Genomic DNA, 15,762 nt, shown 5'->3' on the forward strand with positions numbered 1-15,762 from the left:
CTCTTTATCAAGTGCTCAAGGTTATGGATAATGATTGAAACTAATACAAAATATGAATACTGGCAAAACCTTGTAACAGGGAAATCGCCCAAATGACTACCAAGAACGAATAATTTCTTCCCATTCACTCGTTCGACCACGTCGCATTAGATCTTCCACTGCTTTTGCTGGAGATTTGTCCGCAAATAATACAGCATGTAATTGCTCAGAGATCGGCATCTCTACTTGATAACGCATCGCTAATTGATAGACTGTTCGGGTCGTTTCTACACCTTCGACAACCATTCCCATTGTCTCCAGTACTTCACTCAGTGTTTTTCCTTGACTTATCATATATCCTGCTCGCCAATTTCGACTGTGCTTGCTTGTACAAGTGACCACTAAATCTCCTACCCCGGCCAGTCCTACATAAGTGATAGGTTTTGCTCCCATCGCTGTTCCAAGCCGTGCTACTTCGGCTAATCCACGTGTGACCAGAGCTGCTTTTGCATTATCACCACAATTGAGTCCATCACTTAAGCCAGCAGCTAAAGCAATAATATTTTTTAGAGCTCCACCAACTTCCACACCCACCATATCCGAGTTGGTATAGACTCTAAAATAGTCATTAATAAAGGCTCCTTGCAAATCTTCTGCTACCTCTTGATTTTCACTAGCAACCACCACGGTAGTTGGCAATTTGCGAACCACTTCCTCAGCATGACTTGGACCTGAAAGTACTGCGATCTTTGTTTGAAAATGTTCAGGTAATTCCTCGATTAATACCTCTGACATCCTCTTTGCTGTTCTTTTTTCAAAACCTTTTACAGCATGTATAATTAATGCGCCAGGCTCAATCCATGCACTTGCTTGCTTGACTATACTACGAAATGAATGGGAAGGAACTACAAATAATACAATTTCTTTATTAGCCAAAGCCTCTGAAAGAGAAGTGGTAGCAGTTAGCTGTTCTGGTAGCTTAATTCCTGGCAAATACTTCTCATTCGTGTGCTTTTCATTAATTTCGCTAATCAAATCCTCTCGACGACCCCACAACGTGACCTGATGTCCATTATCTGTCAAAACCGTGGCCAAAGCTGTTCCCCAACTACCAGCTCCAAGTACTACGATCTGTTTACGCATTCTTCTCCCCTTCAAAGCTAAATCTTACGTTCTTTTCCTTTGAGTAAATTAACAATATTTTCTTTATGTCGAATAATAGCTAATACCATCATTACTAAGCTTAGCCAAAAATAAACACTAGAATTGGAATCAAATAACATAATGAAAATCGGTAAGCTTGCTGTATAAATTAAAGATCCAAGCGAAACATAACGAGTAACCATTATAAACAAAATAGCCAATATTCCAGCACCGAGTGCTGGAAAAAATACAAGGATTGAAGTAACTCCGATCGTCGTCGCAATCCCTTTACCACCACGAAAACGGAGGAAAATCGGCCAGTTATGTCCCGCGATAGCAGCAATTCCACATGACATCCACACAGCCATTTCACCATTAGCCAATAAATAACCAATTCCTACCGCTGCCATTCCCTTTAATGCATCTAATATAAATACGATAATCCCCGGTAACTTTCCTAAAACACGAAGTGTATTGGTTGCTCCTGCATTCCCACTTCCGTGATTTCGAATATCAATTCCTTTCGTTAGCTTTGCTATCATATAACTAAAACTAATCGATCCAATCAGATAGGAAAGTACGATGGGCAATATCCATGTTTGAAGCATACTGTTTCTCTCTCCCTATCGTTTTAAGCGTTTTTCTTTCTTAAGCGAAGACGAATAGGTGTCCCAAAAAATTGAAACGCAGCACGCAACTGATTTTCTATATATCGTATATAACTAAAATGCGCTAACTCAGGGTCATTGACAAACAATAAAATGGTAGGTGGTTTTACTCCAACTTGTGTAGCATAATAAATACGGAATCGTTTTCCCTTGTCTGATGGTGGAGGAGTCGTAGCGATCGCATCACTGATCACCTGATTTAGAACGGATGTAGCGATTCGTAACGCATGATGTTCGGCTACCTCTGTCACCATTGGTAAAATTCTATGAATCCGTTGGGTTGTCTTTGCTGATACGAATAAAATAGGTGCATAAGGCATAAATTGGAATTCTTTTCTAATCTTTTCCTGAAATAGGTTCATTGTTTTATCATCTTTTTCAACAATATCCCATTTATTAACAACAAAGATGCAAGCACATCCCGCTTCATGCGCATATCCAGCAATACGTTTATCTTGTTCAGCAATACCCCTTTCACCATCAATAACAATTAAGCATACATCTGAGCGCTCAATTGATTTTAAAGCTCGAATTACACTGTATTTTTCTACAGTTTCATAAACTTTTCCTCGTTTTCTAAGTCCTGCTGTATCTACCAATACAAAAGATTGACCCATATGTTCAAAAGGCGTATCAATCGCATCTCGTGTTGTACCTGCAACAGGACTTACAATGACTCGCTCTTCTCCTAAGATCGCATTGACCAATGAAGATTTACCAACATTCGGTCTTCCTATTAAGGAGACTCGAATCGTATCTTCATCATACTCTTCTTCGTCTTTTTCTGGGAAATAATCGACTAATGCATCGAGCATATCTCCCGTACCCGTTCCATGTAATGCAGATATAGCAATGACTTGTTCAAAGCCTAACCGATAAAAATCATACATCTCATCAGCATGCTTATGACTATCCACTTTATTAACTGCAACTACAACTGGCTTTTTGGTTCGATAAAGTAATCGAGCCACTTCTTCATCTGCAGGTGTCACACTATCTCGGGCATTCGTTACAAATAAAATAACATCTGCTTCTTCAAGAGCTAATTCTACCTGATTTTTAATATGCTCAAGAATTTCATCTTTTTCTCCAAACTCCAAGCCACCTGTATCGATCAAATGAAACTCACGACCATTCCATTCACTGCGTGTATAAATACGGTCGCGGGTAATGCCTGGTTGATCTTCCACAATGGCGATACGCTCGCCTGCTAGGCGATTAAATATCGTGGACTTCCCCACATTTGGACGTCCTACAATAGCTACAACAGGTAAACTCATATTTCGTACCCTTTCTTCTCAAACAAGATTCCAGTTCTCTCACTTACATTTGCTTTATGACAGGTTTATAATCTTATGATGACATATCTAATCTTATCCGGAATTATAGCTTTAAGCAACCTTCCATTTCCTCAATCTCCTTCTCAATCAGTTCTTCATGATGATCCTCATCCGTTTTTAATCCTAGTTTTAAGACCAGTCAGGTATACATTCACTTCTGGGACATTTCGATTCATACAAAGATGAGTTTTACCGACTCAAACTAATCGACACTGCTGTTATGAATTACCTTTTCTTTTTTATTTTATCATTTTCTTGTTGAATGTAGGTTATCATACCGCTTATTCCATAATAAGAGTAATGCTTCTAATCCGAAATGACATAAAATAATACATAATATACCAAGCCAAAGAGAATCTAAAAAAATTTTGTCCCCAATCGTTACTGGTTTTACTACATCCGTATAAATTAGAACCATTAACACATGCGCAAATACATAACTACCTATTTGTAAATACAACTTTTCAAGTATTGTTTTTCGCATGATCAGTGAGATTAACGTTACTCCAATCAATGTACTAATTCGGAAAAAACTTTGGTCCCATTTTGTTTGAACATCAAATATTTCATGCCATAAGAATATCAACGAACCCAACAAAATGATATTGATTTGCAAAAAGAAAATAGTTCGTAGACGTAATTTCATAATAAAAAATAACAATAATCCAATGACTACAAATATTCCCGGTTCAACTTCATATTGAGGTGTGAGCGAAAAAATAGGAATTAAATTAAGAAGAAAACATACAATTAAGCCCCATATAACTTGTGAATATTTACAGTCTAAACGCTTTGCCAATGAAGGAAGCCATCCTGTATATAACAAAATAATAAGAGTAGTTATTGATAAAATAGACAACACACCTGCACTCAAGTATTTTACCCCCATCCATTTTGTCATCTAGTATGAGACGAAAAAGATTTTTTAAACAACAAAAAACCAGCCAAAAATTGGCTGGTCAACTTTTCTATGATTACTTTAAATTGCGTAGTTCGGGATACATATCACCTAAGGTTACATTAAGTCCTGAATTATTACCTGCCTGCACATCTTTTTCTTCTTCTACTTTTTCTTCCTTGACTTCTTCCTCAACGTCTTTGATACTTAAGCTAATCCGTTTTTGATCTAAGTTCAAATCCAGTACTTTCACTTTTACTTCTTGTCCTTCTTTTAATGCTTCGTGTGGTGTTCCAATGTGGCGATTAGAGATTTGTGAAATGTGTACAAGCCCTTCAACACCAGGATAAACTTCTACAAAAGCACCAAAAGAAACCAATCGTTTTACTTTTCCAGTGACAACATCATCCACTTTAATGTGATCAGCTACTTGCTGCCAAGGACCTGCTTGTGTTTCTTTTAAGCTTAAACTAATGCGCTCGTTTTCCTTATCTACTTTTAAAACTTTTACCTTTACGGCTTGACCTTCTGATAGAACATCAGCTGGGTGCTCTACATGATCCCAAGCAAGCTCAGAAACATGCACCAAACCATCAACTCCACCAATATCCACGAATGCACCAAAATCGGTTAAACGCTGAACTGTGCCTTCAATGACTTGACCTGGCTCTATTTGGCTTAACCTTTCTTCTTTCTTTTTGTTCTCTTCTTCCTCTAATACAAGCTTCCGAGACAAAATTAATTTATTTTTCTCTGGATCAAGTTCAACCACTTTTAATGTTAATTCACGACCTTTATAGTCGCTAAAATCTTCAACAAAATGTTGTTCTACATGAGAAGCTGGGATAAAACCACGAACTCCTACATTTACAACTAAACCGCCCTTCACGATTTCGGCAACGGTAGCAGTTAAAGTTTCACCGGTTTCTAATTTATGTTGCAATCTTTCCCAAGCTTTGTCAGCAATGACTGCTTTTTTGGAGACAATAACTTTGTCCTCTTCTTCTAAGCGTAAAACTTTAACCTCAATTTCATCTCCTACATTTAGCTCATCACTTACTTGTTCTACATGTAAGGCAGAAATTTCGGAGATTGGAAGAATAACATCCGCTTTATAACCAACATCGACTAGAGCTTGATTTTTTTCTACTTTTACTACCTTCCCTTTGACAACATCTCCAACATGCAAAGTTAAAACTTCAGTTATTTCAGATTTAATCTGTTCTGACATAGCAAAAGACCTCCTCGTTAACCAACCAAAAGCTGATCAATTTGTTTATAGTTTAAGATCAAACTGAAACGAATAAAATCCTATTCAGTTGATCCGATTCCCCATCAATCAAAATATATTTTTCAAATATACAAGGAAGGCGGGCGAGTACAATTCATATATGCCCGCTACCTTTTTAATAGATAACATATTCTACTCTCCACCGCCCACTTTGGTGCGACAAAGTTCCAAAATCTTTTCAACAACTTCTGGTATAGATTGCTCTGTGGTATCAATAAGTATAGCGTCTTCTGCTTTCCGGAGGGGAGAATGTTTACGTTTTCGATCGTTTTCATCTCGCTTACGTATTTCCTCTTGCAAGGTCTTTTCATTGACCGAAAGCCCTTTGGCTTGAAGTTCTAAAAAACGACGATGTGCCCTTTTTTCAATGGAAGCAGTCAAAAACACTTTTATATTAGCATGCGGTAATACATGAGTTCCAATATCTCGACCATCCATCACCACATTTTGATATCGGGCGATTTCCTGTTGCTTGCTTACAAGAGCCTGTCTCACTTTTGCCATTTTTGCGATGGCTGAGGCTAATTGTGATACTTGTGGTGTACGTAACTCTTCATTTAACCATTGGCCATTGATACGAATTCCTTCATTCTCTAATTGAAACTGCGTTTCCTTAGCTAGAGCAGATAACGCATCTTCATGTGAGATCGAAATGTTTTCCTTTAATGCTCGCCACGCTATTCCACGATACATGGCACCTGTATCTACGTATGTAAGACCAAGCTGTTTTGCAACCAAGCGCGCTACAGTACTCTTGCCAGCTCCTGCTGGTCCATCAATGGCAATTTGGAATCTACTCATCAACCTGACAAATCCTCCCTGATACGGGATGCAAAAATAATGAGCAGGTCGCCCCTGCTCGATGATGGCTGGACTGTATTCGATTAAACTACGATCAAAGTACAATCCGTATCGCAAATATCGACCGAACCTTACTTAAAAAAGTATGTACTTCTTTTTAAAATAAAGAGAAAATCTAGGAATAAATACCCCTATATTAAATTTTAACTTGTTTTAAGAATAACATAAAAACTTCATATTTGCAATGAAAACAATCTTTCATATTTGCAATTTTCCTAGTGATTTGTAACTAAACTGTTAGAAAAACTAAAGAGAGAGTCCGTTCCCATATGGAAACACTTTCACTTGCAACGAGAAACGGATCTCTCTAATGATTTATTCATTTATTTTAAACAATTCATTAAAATTAAATATGATCAGCATCGGCTTTTTTCACACGTTCTACTTTCTCCTCTTCACCTGTCATCGCATTGATAAAGATACGATATTGTTCTTTACCAATCATTCCCAAAAACTCATAACAGAGAACAGGATCACCTGTAATGGGGCTATAAATGTAAGCTTTATTGATCTTTTGTACCTTTAACTTAGCACTAACCCTCTTTTGCGCCTCCATTTGAGTCAGTTTTGGTTTTACTGTTATTGGCGAAATTTTATTAAAGACATATTCGTCAGCCTGTAAACCCACAATTTCTCCATTGTCAAGAGCTACTCTGATGGCTACTAACTCAGGATAAATATATATTCCATTTTCTTGATGTACAAAGTTTAGTGCTACAATATTTCCAGTCTCAGCATAGCTAGTTGCCACCATATTTTTATACCCAAGTCGATTTAAGAAACGACGTGCCATTTGTTCAGCTTGATCTAAGCTAAGCTTGGCTTTTTTGACGGGTCGATCATACATCATAAAGATCATGTGACCACCCGTTTTGGTTAGATCCGTATATACTTCTCCATCTTTCTTCTTAAAGGTTACACTAATTGTTTGAAAATCGCCACCTTTTCCGTTAACAGTTGCATTCATTCCTTTTGCTGAAGGACGGCCCAACGCATATGCTACTTTTCGTTTCGCTTCTTCAGCTGAGATATTTTTTCCTGATAGTCTTTGATACTTTTCTCGCTTACGAACTTCCATATTCGAAATGGTTGGGCCCCAATCTACTTCGGGATATTGCTCCACCTTTTTGTTAACCAATTGAAATCCATCGATGATCGCATTGTCCATTTTCTTATCTTCTGAGGCCATAGCGAGCTCAACATCCATCCAACGCAATTGATTATTGAGCACTTTGTTTTGCACCCCAGCCAGATCATTGCGGATATCATGTGCATGATTATAGAGGGTTGAAAGTGTATTCCACTCTTTATCAGAAAGTGGCTCTTTATTTAAATCACGTACTCCTACCTGATGAGCAAAGGAACCTATTTTCCCTAAGAAAGTTTCTGCTTTATCAAAAGGCATCAGAGTTAGCGGGAGTTGGCTTAAGTCTTCTTGCGCAGCATAAGCAAGTCGCCATACATTGGTCATACAATCTGAAAGTTGACGGCGTGAATTTAGAGCGAGTGCTTTCCCCATCTCATCTTGAAGCTTATCCACGTGATTGTTTAGATCATGGAATGCACGCTGATAATGATTTTCTGCTTTAATTAAAACCGAATTCTTCTCCTGACTTTCCCGATAACCCCAAATACCTGTCCCTATCAAAGCGACAAGGGTTATCGGAAATAAAAACGCTGCCACTGTTCGATACACAGCTTACCATCTCTCCTTTATTTACAAAAAATATGTTTCCCTATCCGTTTGACTTGTGGGCGAGACCAAATCCATTTGGAAGTTGCTGTTACTGGATTGAAATAATAAATACAATTCCCTGTTGGATCCCAACCATTTATCGCATCCATAACAGCCTTTCTAGCAGTTTCATTCGGCTTTAACCAAATCTGACCGTCAGCGACCGCAGTAAATGCACCAGGTTGAAAGATTACCCCTGTAACTGTATTAGGGAATTGCTCATGTTCTAAGCGGTTTAAAATCACTGCAGCTACCGCTACCTGTCCAACATAGGGCTCTCCACGCGATTCACCATATACGGCGTTGGCTAACATCTGAATATCATTTTGTGAAAAGCCATGACTACTCTTTCCCACATTGGCTGCATAGGTGGTCTGCTCACCACTTAGTAAAAATACACTCATGAAACAAATCATAAGAGAAAGCCACAGCCTAATCCGTCTGGGCATGAGCACCTTACAGACCTCCATTTTTTATATTTTTTGGTAGTTTGAGCTTTCGTTTGTTTATTTATACAACAGAAAAAAGAGTACAACCTGCTCAAAAATAAGCTACTACATCCCAAGCTCCTCATTCTCATTCAATCATTTGATCAAGCAACGGATACTTTCATAAAAAAATATATAACTTCAAGATAAAAACCCACCTCTCATATGAAAAGTGGGCTTAAACAATGAACAAGTCATATATTCATTTTTCGACTTTACCTTATTTTTTAATGGTATTAAAATTTAAAAAGAAAACTACTTTAAGCAATGCCTCAAGAATATAGGGTTTCATTTCGGATGTCAAAATCATTTTCGTTATCACAAAGACAACGTTTAAAGCCGGTTTCAATTTTTCCTTTTTTAACTCGTCCCTTCAGTAAAAAACGCTCGCCGCATTGTAAGCAACGTATCGTCACCATCATCCGATCGTTATCCCTCATGTTGTCATCACCATCTCTTCTCTTTGCAATATATTATTTACATATCTGTAGATATTTCATACAGTTTTCTTATATGATAGAACAGGTGAGAATCGTCATTCGTAATTGAACTTATTTTAATTATTCAAAAAGGTTACTATAGAAAGGAGTGCTCCAATGAAACAAATCGTTATCATTACTACAGGCGGAACGATCGCTATGGTAGAATCAACTGAAGGAAATGGGGTCAAACCTCAAGATCCAGCAGCACTCCAGTCGGTCTTACCGCTTCTCACCCCTTATGCACAGACACGAATGGAGCATATTTTAAACCTTCCTAGTCCACATATTACCCCACAAGAAATGTACTTGATTGCCCAAAAAGTGACAGAGTGTTTAGCTCAAATAGATACAGATGGGGTCGTGATTACACATGGAACAGATACATTAGAGGAAACGGCATTTTTCTTAGATTTAGTCATCCAAAGCGATAAACCAGTAGTGGTAACGGGAGCTATGCGCAGTCATAACGAATTGGGAGCAGACGGTCCCTATAATTTGGTAAATGCAGTACGTGTAGCTGCACACGATCAGGCTAAAGGGCTAGGAACCCTTGTCGTATTTAATGATGAAATCCATACCGCCCGGCAAGTGACTAAAACACATACAAGTAATGTGGCTACATTTCAGTCGCCAGCACTGGGACCCATCGGTCATTTATCTAAAAAAGATATTCGTTTTTACCGACAGGAAGTCGTGCGAGAAAAAGCACTACCTTTGGTTAATCCAACAGCAACTGTTGCTTTAATCAAAGCAGCTGCAGGTATGGATGACTCAATGATTCAATGGGCGATAAAGCAAAATTATGATGGGATCGTTATTGAAGCGTTAGGACAAGGAAACCTTCCTCCAGCTATGCTTCCTGGAATCCGTCAAAGTTTAAAACAAAACATCCCTATTGTTCTCGTCTCCCGTTGTTTTAATGGATCTGTTCAAGATATCTATGCGTATGTTGGGGGAGGTAAACAACTAAAAGAGATGGGAGTTATTTTTGCCAGTGATCTAAGTGGACAAAAGGCACGGATCAAACTTATGTTGTCATTAGAGTTGAATCTTCCTATCTCGTTGCTAAAAGAACGTTTCGAAAAGCTGATATAAACAATCGAAAAAGAATGGCACTATAAACAAGTAATCCATTTACTTATTTATAAGAGCCATTCCTTTTTATCAGCAGTCACACCGCAAAAATATGCCCTCAGTTATACAAAATCATGCAAATCAATATCCCTGAAACTATATATCTTTTATTTTGCAGCCTATTTCTCTTTTAACCTTAGCTAAGATGTCGCTCGCAATTTTTTCACCGTGATAACGACCATTTTCGATAAAAATCTTTGTCGCATCATGTCCTGTAGCGACAACACCTGCGAGGTATAACCCAGGTATGGATGTTTCCATTGTTTCAGAGCAAATGGGGACGTGTGTCTTCTCATCAACTCGTGCACCCATTTTTTCTAGTATTGTTAAATTGGGTCGATATCCCGTCATAGCAAACACAAAATCAGCACGAATCTCTGAACGCACCCCTTTGGAATCTACAATGATACTTCTTGGCTTGATTTCAACCACCTCGGTCTCCCAAACCATATGTATCCTTTCATTCTCAATTGCTGACTCAATTACCGGTTTTACCCATGCTTTAACACTCGCATGAAAAGCATTCTTACGGTATACCATGGTTACGTTAGCTCCAGATTGATATAGCTCAAGCGCTGCATCAATCGCCGAGTTCCTACCACCGATAACGACTACATCATGTCCTGTATAGGGATGTCCATCTCTAAAATAGTGAAACACATGAGGAAAATTTTCACCTGGAATATTTAAAAGATTAGGTTGATCATAATAACCAGTAGCTATTATGACATTTTTTGCCTGATAAACCTTTTGACCCTCACGAGTTTCAGTATAAAGTAAGAAGCCAGTATTCACTTTTTCCATGTTTGTTACACGTTCATACATATGAACTTGAATATTATATAATTCAACCACTTTTCGATAATATTTTAATGCTTCATGGCGAGTCGGTTTATCATTGATCGTCATAAACGGAACTTCACCAATCTCGATATTTTCTGGTGAGCTAAAAAAAGTCATTGAAAGAGGATAATGGTAAATTGAATTCGCAATACACCCTTTTTCAATAATTAATGGTTTTATACCTCGCTTTTTTAGTTCAACGGCTGCTGAAATACCACAGGGTCCTGCCCCGATAATAATCGCTTCCTCCATAATCTATCCTCCTCACCAATAAGAAAAACACCCTAATCCGGGGTGCTTTTCTTTGTTTCACTCTTATTATATTATACCCAACCACGAAAGCGGGATGCTTCCGCCATTTTTCTTACACCAACCATGTAAGCAGCTAGTCGCATGTCGATATTACGTGCATGTGCGGTATGATAAACATTATCAAATGCGCGAACCATAATATCTTCCAATTTTTGCTCGACTTCTTCTTCAGACCAATAATAGCCTTGATTGTTTTGAACCCATTCAAAGTAGGAGACGGTAACTCCACCAGCACTAGCCAATACATCAGGAACCAAAAGAATACCGCGTTCAGTTAGGATTTGAGTTGCCTCAAGTGTTGTAGGACCATTCGCAGCTTCTACCACAATTCTCGCTTTAATGTCATGCGCATTTTTGGCTGTGATTTGATTTTCTACAGCTGCAGGTACAAGAATATCACATTCGAGCTCAAGAAGCTCTTTATTGGAGATAGTATCTTCAAATAACTTCGTGACTGTACCAAATGAGTCGCGGCGATCTAGCAGGTAGTCAATATCTAAGCCATTTGGATCATATAGTGCTCCATATGCATCAGAGATACCGATAACTTTTGCACCCGCATCATGCATAAATTTAGCTAAGAAGCTACCTGCATTTCCGAATCCTTGAATGACGACACGCGCGCCTTCAATATCGATTCCTTTTTTTCTAGCAGCCTCACGAATCATAATAGTAACGCCTTTGGCAGTAGCGGTTTCACGACCACGAGAGCCTCCGAGTACCAACGGTTTACCAGTAATAAAACCTGGTGAATCAAACTCGCGAATATGACTATACTCGTCCATCATCCAAGCCATGATCTGTGAGTTTGTAAATACGTCTGGAGCTGGTATATCTTTAGCTGGACCAACGATCTGGCTAATCGCTCGTACATATCCACGAGATAATGCTTCGATTTCACGGAAAGACATGGTACGTGGATCGCAAACAATACCACCTTTTCCTCCACCATAAGGAAGATCAACAATACCCGATTTTAAACTCATCCAGATAGATAACGCTTTCACTTCCGATTCGGTCACATCAGGATGAAAACGAACTCCACCTTTAGTTGGACCCACAGCATCATTATGCTGAGCACGATATCCCGTAAACACCTGTACCGAGCCATCATCCATGCGAACCGGAATCCGAACAGTCAGCAAACGTAATGGTTCTTTTAATAATTCATACATTGCTTCTGGATAACCTAGCTTTTCCAATGCTTTTTTAATAACTACTTGGGTTGAAGCTAGAACATCAAGATTTTCTTGCTCTTGCGACTGCTGACTTGTCGCAACAGATTGTTGTTCCATTACAATTCACCTCAAAATAAGTTGCATATGTTCCTTAATACAGTATTAACCCGAATAAATAATTCCTAACACAAACATCTAACAGTATACTACATCTGTTTCAGGAAGCGAACCCAAATCCCAATCTTTTTTAAAAAAAGGAGGTTCTTCTATATCATAGAACAAGAAAGCGAAGATGGCTACTCCCTTCCTTTCCCAATAAAAGTAGTTCTTTTCATTTTGAAGTTATCCTATGATTTGATTAGGAAATTGAACATTATAATGTAGGTTCGACTTTTTATAAACAGGTTACAAGATAATAAAAAAATGAGCTACGAGGATAGCCTCATTAACAAAATGTACTATACTATTTAACAGGAATCAACCAAAGAAAGTTTTTTTAGGGTCATACTCGATTATTATTAAGTGATTTATCTCGTTTCTAAAACGAAAAAATCGCGCCTTATGCGCGACTTTTGTTTATCTTAAGCAAAGCACTGGCAAATTTCTTCAATCGCATTATTTGCCCAAATTACTTTGCCATATTCTTCTAAAACTGCATGCGTTACAGTCGAGATTTCTCCAAACTCAGATAACAAGGCCATCACCGCATCAAAACGGTCTGTTTGTAAATCTTTACCAAACACAAGATAATAAGTATGATTATAATTGTAAACCTGTCCACCTTGTTCGATAAGAGAATTCATGCGCATCGCTGCTTGAATTAGGTTTTCTAGGTCGGCAAAGCGAAAAACAATATGCTCTGTTTCTAACATCGGATATACTTCCAGTTCATATGTTTCTTCGCTTTCAAAGTCGTCCTCATCGGTTCGAAAAGTCCGTCCTCTAGTGACGACAACAATCATCCCTTGTGTAGGTAGATCATGAACTTCGACTGCAACAGGTCCCGCAATCTCGAAACCAAGTTCTTCGTACGCATGCTCCATCATTTCGCTAAATAGTTCTTGGACCTTTGGAATATCTCGCCACATATCTTCCTTTTCAATCCCTCGATCAGAAAGATCATCTAAGGTTAAAAAGAAACGGATTTTATCTCCGCCTAGACGCTCGACACGCATGGCTTTCCCTCCCTCGCTGGAGACCTCCACAAAATATATTATGTGGTTCATTATCATTCGGTTACGGAGATGGGTCTCCTTATCTCTTCTACTTTAATAATACACAAAAGCGAGTGAATTTGCACCCATATAATGATAAGTATATATTTTATCATATTCATAATAAAAGATCATCTTAATTACCTAAAAAAACGACTCTTATTTGTACCATTTTTCAATCCTTATAACGTATATATAATCCTAAACATAAATTAACAATGAAATGCACAGCAATAGCTGGAGCAAGTACACCTGATACAACAACAAGCTCGCCCAAAAATACACTTACGAGTAGGAGATATATTACCAATAACCATTTTTTCAAGTAACGAAAATGCAGAAGTACAAATAATATACTAGTTCCCCAAACCCCCAGCCAATGTTGAATAGCTCCACGAAACAACCATTCTTCTACAAAGCTAGAAATCAAAGCAATGAAAAAGATGTGGAGAACCGAGCGTCTTTGAAAAAGTTGCTGATTCTTTCCACCATCATCTATCCACTTTTTAGGAACAATTGTTTTTAACAATAACGCTATAATTAGTACAACCAAACTGGCTCCTACACCAACAAGCCACCATTTTATTTCATAAATACCCAATAAACTGATATTCAAACGCTCTTGCCACCATAATAGTATCCCTGTGCATAAAAAGAGGATACCTTGGGAAAAGTAAAAGTCGATAAGGATCTCTCTTTGTAATTGATGTTGAAATAATCCCTGCCTCTCTTGATCCATTATCTTTCTCTCCTTTATAGCAGTTCCTTGTTTGCTCCTTGCATTTCTACTTAAAACGTTCTAAAATGGTGGTTGGAAGTGGACTTATTTGGGAATTAAATATGGGAGGAGATTTACACTCATGCGTACTTGGGTAGATAAAGACACCTGTATCGCTTGTGGAGCATGTGGAGCAACAGCTCCTGATGTATATGATTATGATGAAGATGGTATCGCATACGTGATTTTGGATGATAACACTGGAACTGCTGAAGTACCAGAAGACCTTCACGATTCTGTACGCGATGCTCAAGAAGGTTGCCCAACTGACTCGATTAAAGTTGAAGAATAAGCTTAAGAGCTGCTTAGCATACTAAGCAGCTTTTATATACGCTTTCTCTTTTACTTTTCCCCGTTTTCCTCTAAATAAATGCTTACTTCAGCGAGTCCTCCATCAACATTAATCACATCTTTAAATCCTTGACTTAATAAAAAGTTAGCTGCATGTAAACTCCGTATACCATGGGCACAGAAAAGATAAATCGGCTTTTTGGGGTCTAATTTAGATACACAGGTAGGTAAAGAAGCTAAGGGAATCAACTGACTGTCTCTTAAATGATACACTTCCCACTCTTCTGGCTCTCTTACATCGATTAACTGAGCATGACCAAGCTCCCTTTTCTGAAACTTCTGAGCGAATTCTTCTGCGGAAATATGATATTTTGCTTGATTTTCTATCATTGAATCACCTTATTTTTTTGATCTTTATTCTTTTAAACTTTTGTTTGCGAATGATAGCAAAAGTGAATACAATGTGATTTAGATGGGTTTACAATATCATCTACATAATATATCGAGGAGGATTTTCATGTCCAAAGAATTAGTTGTTGATGCTTTTATTGAGATCCCTACTGGTAGCCAAAATAAATATGAATATGATAAAGAAAAAGGCGTTTTTCGTCTCGATCGTGTATTATATTCTCCTATGCACTATCCAACTGAATATGGTTACTTGGAAGGAACACTCGCCGAAGACGGAGATCCATTGGATATCTTAGTATTAACGAGCTTCCCTACTTTTCCAGGTTGTGTCATCAGCAGCCGTGTCTTAGGTGTATTAATCATGTCTGATGATAAAGGACAAGATGAAAAATTGCTGGCTGTACCTGTAGATGACCCTCGGTTTAACAATGTAAACACCTTGGATGATGTAGCTCCACACATTTTAGATGAGATTTCTCACTTCTTTCAAGTATATAAAGATCTGGAGAAAAAAGAAACTAAAATCGAAGGCTGGAAAGATGCTGAGTTTGCTCGCAACTTATATGAAGAGTGCTTAAAACGATATCAAGAAACGAAGTAATCAGTCCCCCCTTTAACAGGGGGTTTTCATTTGCCTACAAATCTTACAACGACTTTCTTTTTCTGTTTCACTTTTACTGGGTAAAAAACAAAAAAGTTATTCAACAGAAAAAGGA

15 protein-coding genes and 1 pseudogene are annotated in these 15,762 nt (G+C 38.1%); 3 read left to right on the plus strand and 13 right to left on the minus strand.

What is annotated here, in order from left to right; genetic code table 11:
• Positions 1-96: 96 nt before the first annotated feature.
• The 8 genes and pseudogenes from DL897_RS13320 to DL897_RS13355 form a co-directional block, all read right to left on the minus strand.
• Positions 97-1,122 carry an NAD(P)H-dependent glycerol-3-phosphate dehydrogenase gene (locus DL897_RS13320; RefSeq protein ID WP_113659647.1) on the minus strand — a complete coding sequence of 342 codons (1,026 nt, stop codon included), beginning with the start codon at positions 1,120-1,122 and terminating at the stop codon, positions 97-99.
• A gap of 17 nt (positions 1,123-1,139) precedes the next feature.
• Entirely contained in the window at positions 1,140-1,730 is a 591-nt protein-coding gene (gene plsY, locus DL897_RS13325; protein WP_113659648.1) for a glycerol-3-phosphate 1-O-acyltransferase PlsY, read from the minus strand.
• A 23-nt stretch (positions 1,731-1,753) separates the two neighbouring features.
• On the minus strand, positions 1,754-3,070 hold the full coding sequence (gene der, locus DL897_RS13330) for a ribosome biogenesis GTPase Der (RefSeq protein ID WP_113659649.1): 1,317 nt from the start codon (positions 3,068-3,070) through the stop codon (positions 1,754-1,756).
• A 307-nt stretch (positions 3,071-3,377) separates the two neighbouring features.
• Positions 3,378-4,004 carry a hypothetical protein gene (locus DL897_RS13335; protein ID WP_113659650.1) on the minus strand — a complete coding sequence of 209 codons (627 nt, stop codon included), beginning with the start codon at positions 4,002-4,004 and terminating at the stop codon, positions 3,378-3,380.
• A gap of 100 nt (positions 4,005-4,104) precedes the next feature.
• Positions 4,105-5,259, minus strand: a complete 1,155-nt coding sequence (gene rpsA / locus DL897_RS13340) for a 30S ribosomal protein S1 (protein WP_113659651.1) — start codon at positions 5,257-5,259, stop codon at positions 4,105-4,107.
• Positions 5,260-5,451: 192 nt separating this feature from the next.
• Positions 5,452-6,120, minus strand: coding sequence for a (d)CMP kinase (gene cmk / locus DL897_RS13345; RefSeq protein ID WP_113659652.1), 669 nt, complete (start codon positions 6,118-6,120; stop codon positions 5,452-5,454).
• A 406-nt stretch (positions 6,121-6,526) separates the two neighbouring features.
• Positions 6,527-7,876, minus strand: coding sequence for a germination protein YpeB (ypeB, locus tag DL897_RS13350; protein WP_113659653.1), 1,350 nt, complete (start codon positions 7,874-7,876; stop codon positions 6,527-6,529).
• 17 nt (positions 7,877-7,893) lie between these two features.
• Positions 7,894-8,286: pseudogene (locus tag DL897_RS13355) on the minus strand (cell wall hydrolase); the annotation flags it as partial.
• A 713-nt stretch (positions 8,287-8,999) separates the two neighbouring features.
• Here DL897_RS13355 and DL897_RS13360 point away from each other — a divergent pair.
• Complete coding sequence (locus tag DL897_RS13360) at positions 9,000-9,980, plus strand: asparaginase (protein ID WP_113659654.1); 981 nt, start codon at positions 9,000-9,002, stop codon at positions 9,978-9,980.
• A 135-nt stretch (positions 9,981-10,115) separates the two neighbouring features.
• On the opposite strand, the gene DL897_RS13365 is transcribed toward DL897_RS13360, so the two are convergent.
• From DL897_RS13365 to DL897_RS13380, 4 genes are all read right to left on the minus strand, one after another.
• On the minus strand, positions 10,116-11,114 hold the full coding sequence (locus tag DL897_RS13365) for a YpdA family putative bacillithiol disulfide reductase (RefSeq protein WP_113659655.1): 999 nt from the start codon (positions 11,112-11,114) through the stop codon (positions 10,116-10,118).
• A gap of 71 nt (positions 11,115-11,185) precedes the next feature.
• Complete coding sequence (locus DL897_RS13370) at positions 11,186-12,469, minus strand: Glu/Leu/Phe/Val family dehydrogenase (RefSeq protein WP_113659656.1); 1,284 nt, start codon at positions 12,467-12,469, stop codon at positions 11,186-11,188.
• Between the two features lie 464 nt (positions 12,470-12,933).
• Positions 12,934-13,527, minus strand: coding sequence for a genetic competence negative regulator (locus tag DL897_RS13375; protein ID WP_113659657.1), 594 nt, complete (start codon positions 13,525-13,527; stop codon positions 12,934-12,936).
• Between the two features lie 214 nt (positions 13,528-13,741).
• Positions 13,742-14,305, minus strand: coding sequence for a CPBP family intramembrane glutamic endopeptidase (locus DL897_RS13380; RefSeq protein WP_113659658.1), 564 nt, complete (start codon positions 14,303-14,305; stop codon positions 13,742-13,744).
• 121 nt (positions 14,306-14,426) lie between these two features.
• Here DL897_RS13380 and DL897_RS13385 point away from each other — a divergent pair, with 121 nt between their 5' ends.
• Positions 14,427-14,636: a ferredoxin gene (locus tag DL897_RS13385; RefSeq protein WP_113659659.1), complete on the plus strand. Its 210-nt coding sequence runs from the start codon at positions 14,427-14,429 to the stop codon at positions 14,634-14,636.
• A 50-nt stretch (positions 14,637-14,686) separates the two neighbouring features.
• On the opposite strand, the gene DL897_RS13390 is transcribed toward DL897_RS13385, so the two are convergent.
• Positions 14,687-15,025, minus strand: a complete 339-nt coding sequence (locus tag DL897_RS13390; RefSeq protein WP_113659660.1) for a rhodanese-like domain-containing protein — start codon at positions 15,023-15,025, stop codon at positions 14,687-14,689.
• Positions 15,026-15,152: 127 nt separating this feature from the next.
• Here DL897_RS13390 and DL897_RS13395 point away from each other — a divergent pair, with 127 nt between their 5' ends.
• Positions 15,153-15,647 carry an inorganic diphosphatase gene (locus tag DL897_RS13395; RefSeq protein ID WP_113659661.1) on the plus strand — a complete coding sequence of 165 codons (495 nt, stop codon included), beginning with the start codon at positions 15,153-15,155 and terminating at the stop codon, positions 15,645-15,647.
• Positions 15,648-15,762: the final 115 nt, after the last annotated feature.

This window comes from Thermoflavimicrobium daqui, from assembly GCF_003313465.1.
Lineage (GTDB): Bacteria > Bacillota > Bacilli > Thermoactinomycetales > Thermoactinomycetaceae > Thermoflavimicrobium > Thermoflavimicrobium daqui.

Excerpts from the sequence above, each read along its gene's own strand:
- DL897_RS13360 (WP_113659654.1), top strand. The coding sequence starts at position 9,000 with ATGAAACAAATCGTTATCATTACTACAGGCGGAACGATCGCTATGGTA.
- DL897_RS13375 (WP_113659657.1), bottom strand. The coding sequence starts at position 13,527 with ATGCGTGTCGAGCGTCTAGGCGGAGATAAAATCCGTTTCTTTTTAACC.
- der (WP_113659649.1), bottom strand. The coding sequence starts at position 3,070 with ATGAGTTTACCTGTTGTAGCTATTGTAGGACGTCCAAATGTGGGGAAG.
- DL897_RS13390 (WP_113659660.1), bottom strand. The coding sequence starts at position 15,025 with ATGATAGAAAATCAAGCAAAATATCATATTTCCGCAGAAGAATTCGCT.
- DL897_RS13365 (WP_113659655.1), bottom strand. The coding sequence starts at position 11,114 with ATGGAGGAAGCGATTATTATCGGGGCAGGACCCTGTGGTATTTCAGCA.
- DL897_RS13385 (WP_113659659.1), top strand. The coding sequence starts at position 14,427 with ATGCGTACTTGGGTAGATAAAGACACCTGTATCGCTTGTGGAGCATGT.
- rpsA (WP_113659651.1), bottom strand. The coding sequence starts at position 5,259 with ATGTCAGAACAGATTAAATCTGAAATAACTGAAGTTTTAACTTTGCAT.
- DL897_RS13320 (WP_113659647.1), bottom strand. The coding sequence starts at position 1,122 with ATGCGTAAACAGATCGTAGTACTTGGAGCTGGTAGTTGGGGAACAGCT.
- DL897_RS13380 (WP_113659658.1), bottom strand. The coding sequence starts at position 14,305 with ATGGATCAAGAGAGGCAGGGATTATTTCAACATCAATTACAAAGAGAG.
- plsY (WP_113659648.1), bottom strand. The coding sequence starts at position 1,730 with ATGCTTCAAACATGGATATTGCCCATCGTACTTTCCTATCTGATTGGA.
- DL897_RS13395 (WP_113659661.1), top strand. The coding sequence starts at position 15,153 with ATGTCCAAAGAATTAGTTGTTGATGCTTTTATTGAGATCCCTACTGGT.
- DL897_RS13370 (WP_113659656.1), bottom strand. The coding sequence starts at position 12,469 with ATGGAACAACAATCTGTTGCGACAAGTCAGCAGTCGCAAGAGCAAGAA.
- cmk (WP_113659652.1), bottom strand. The coding sequence starts at position 6,120 with ATGAGTAGATTCCAAATTGCCATTGATGGACCAGCAGGAGCTGGCAAG.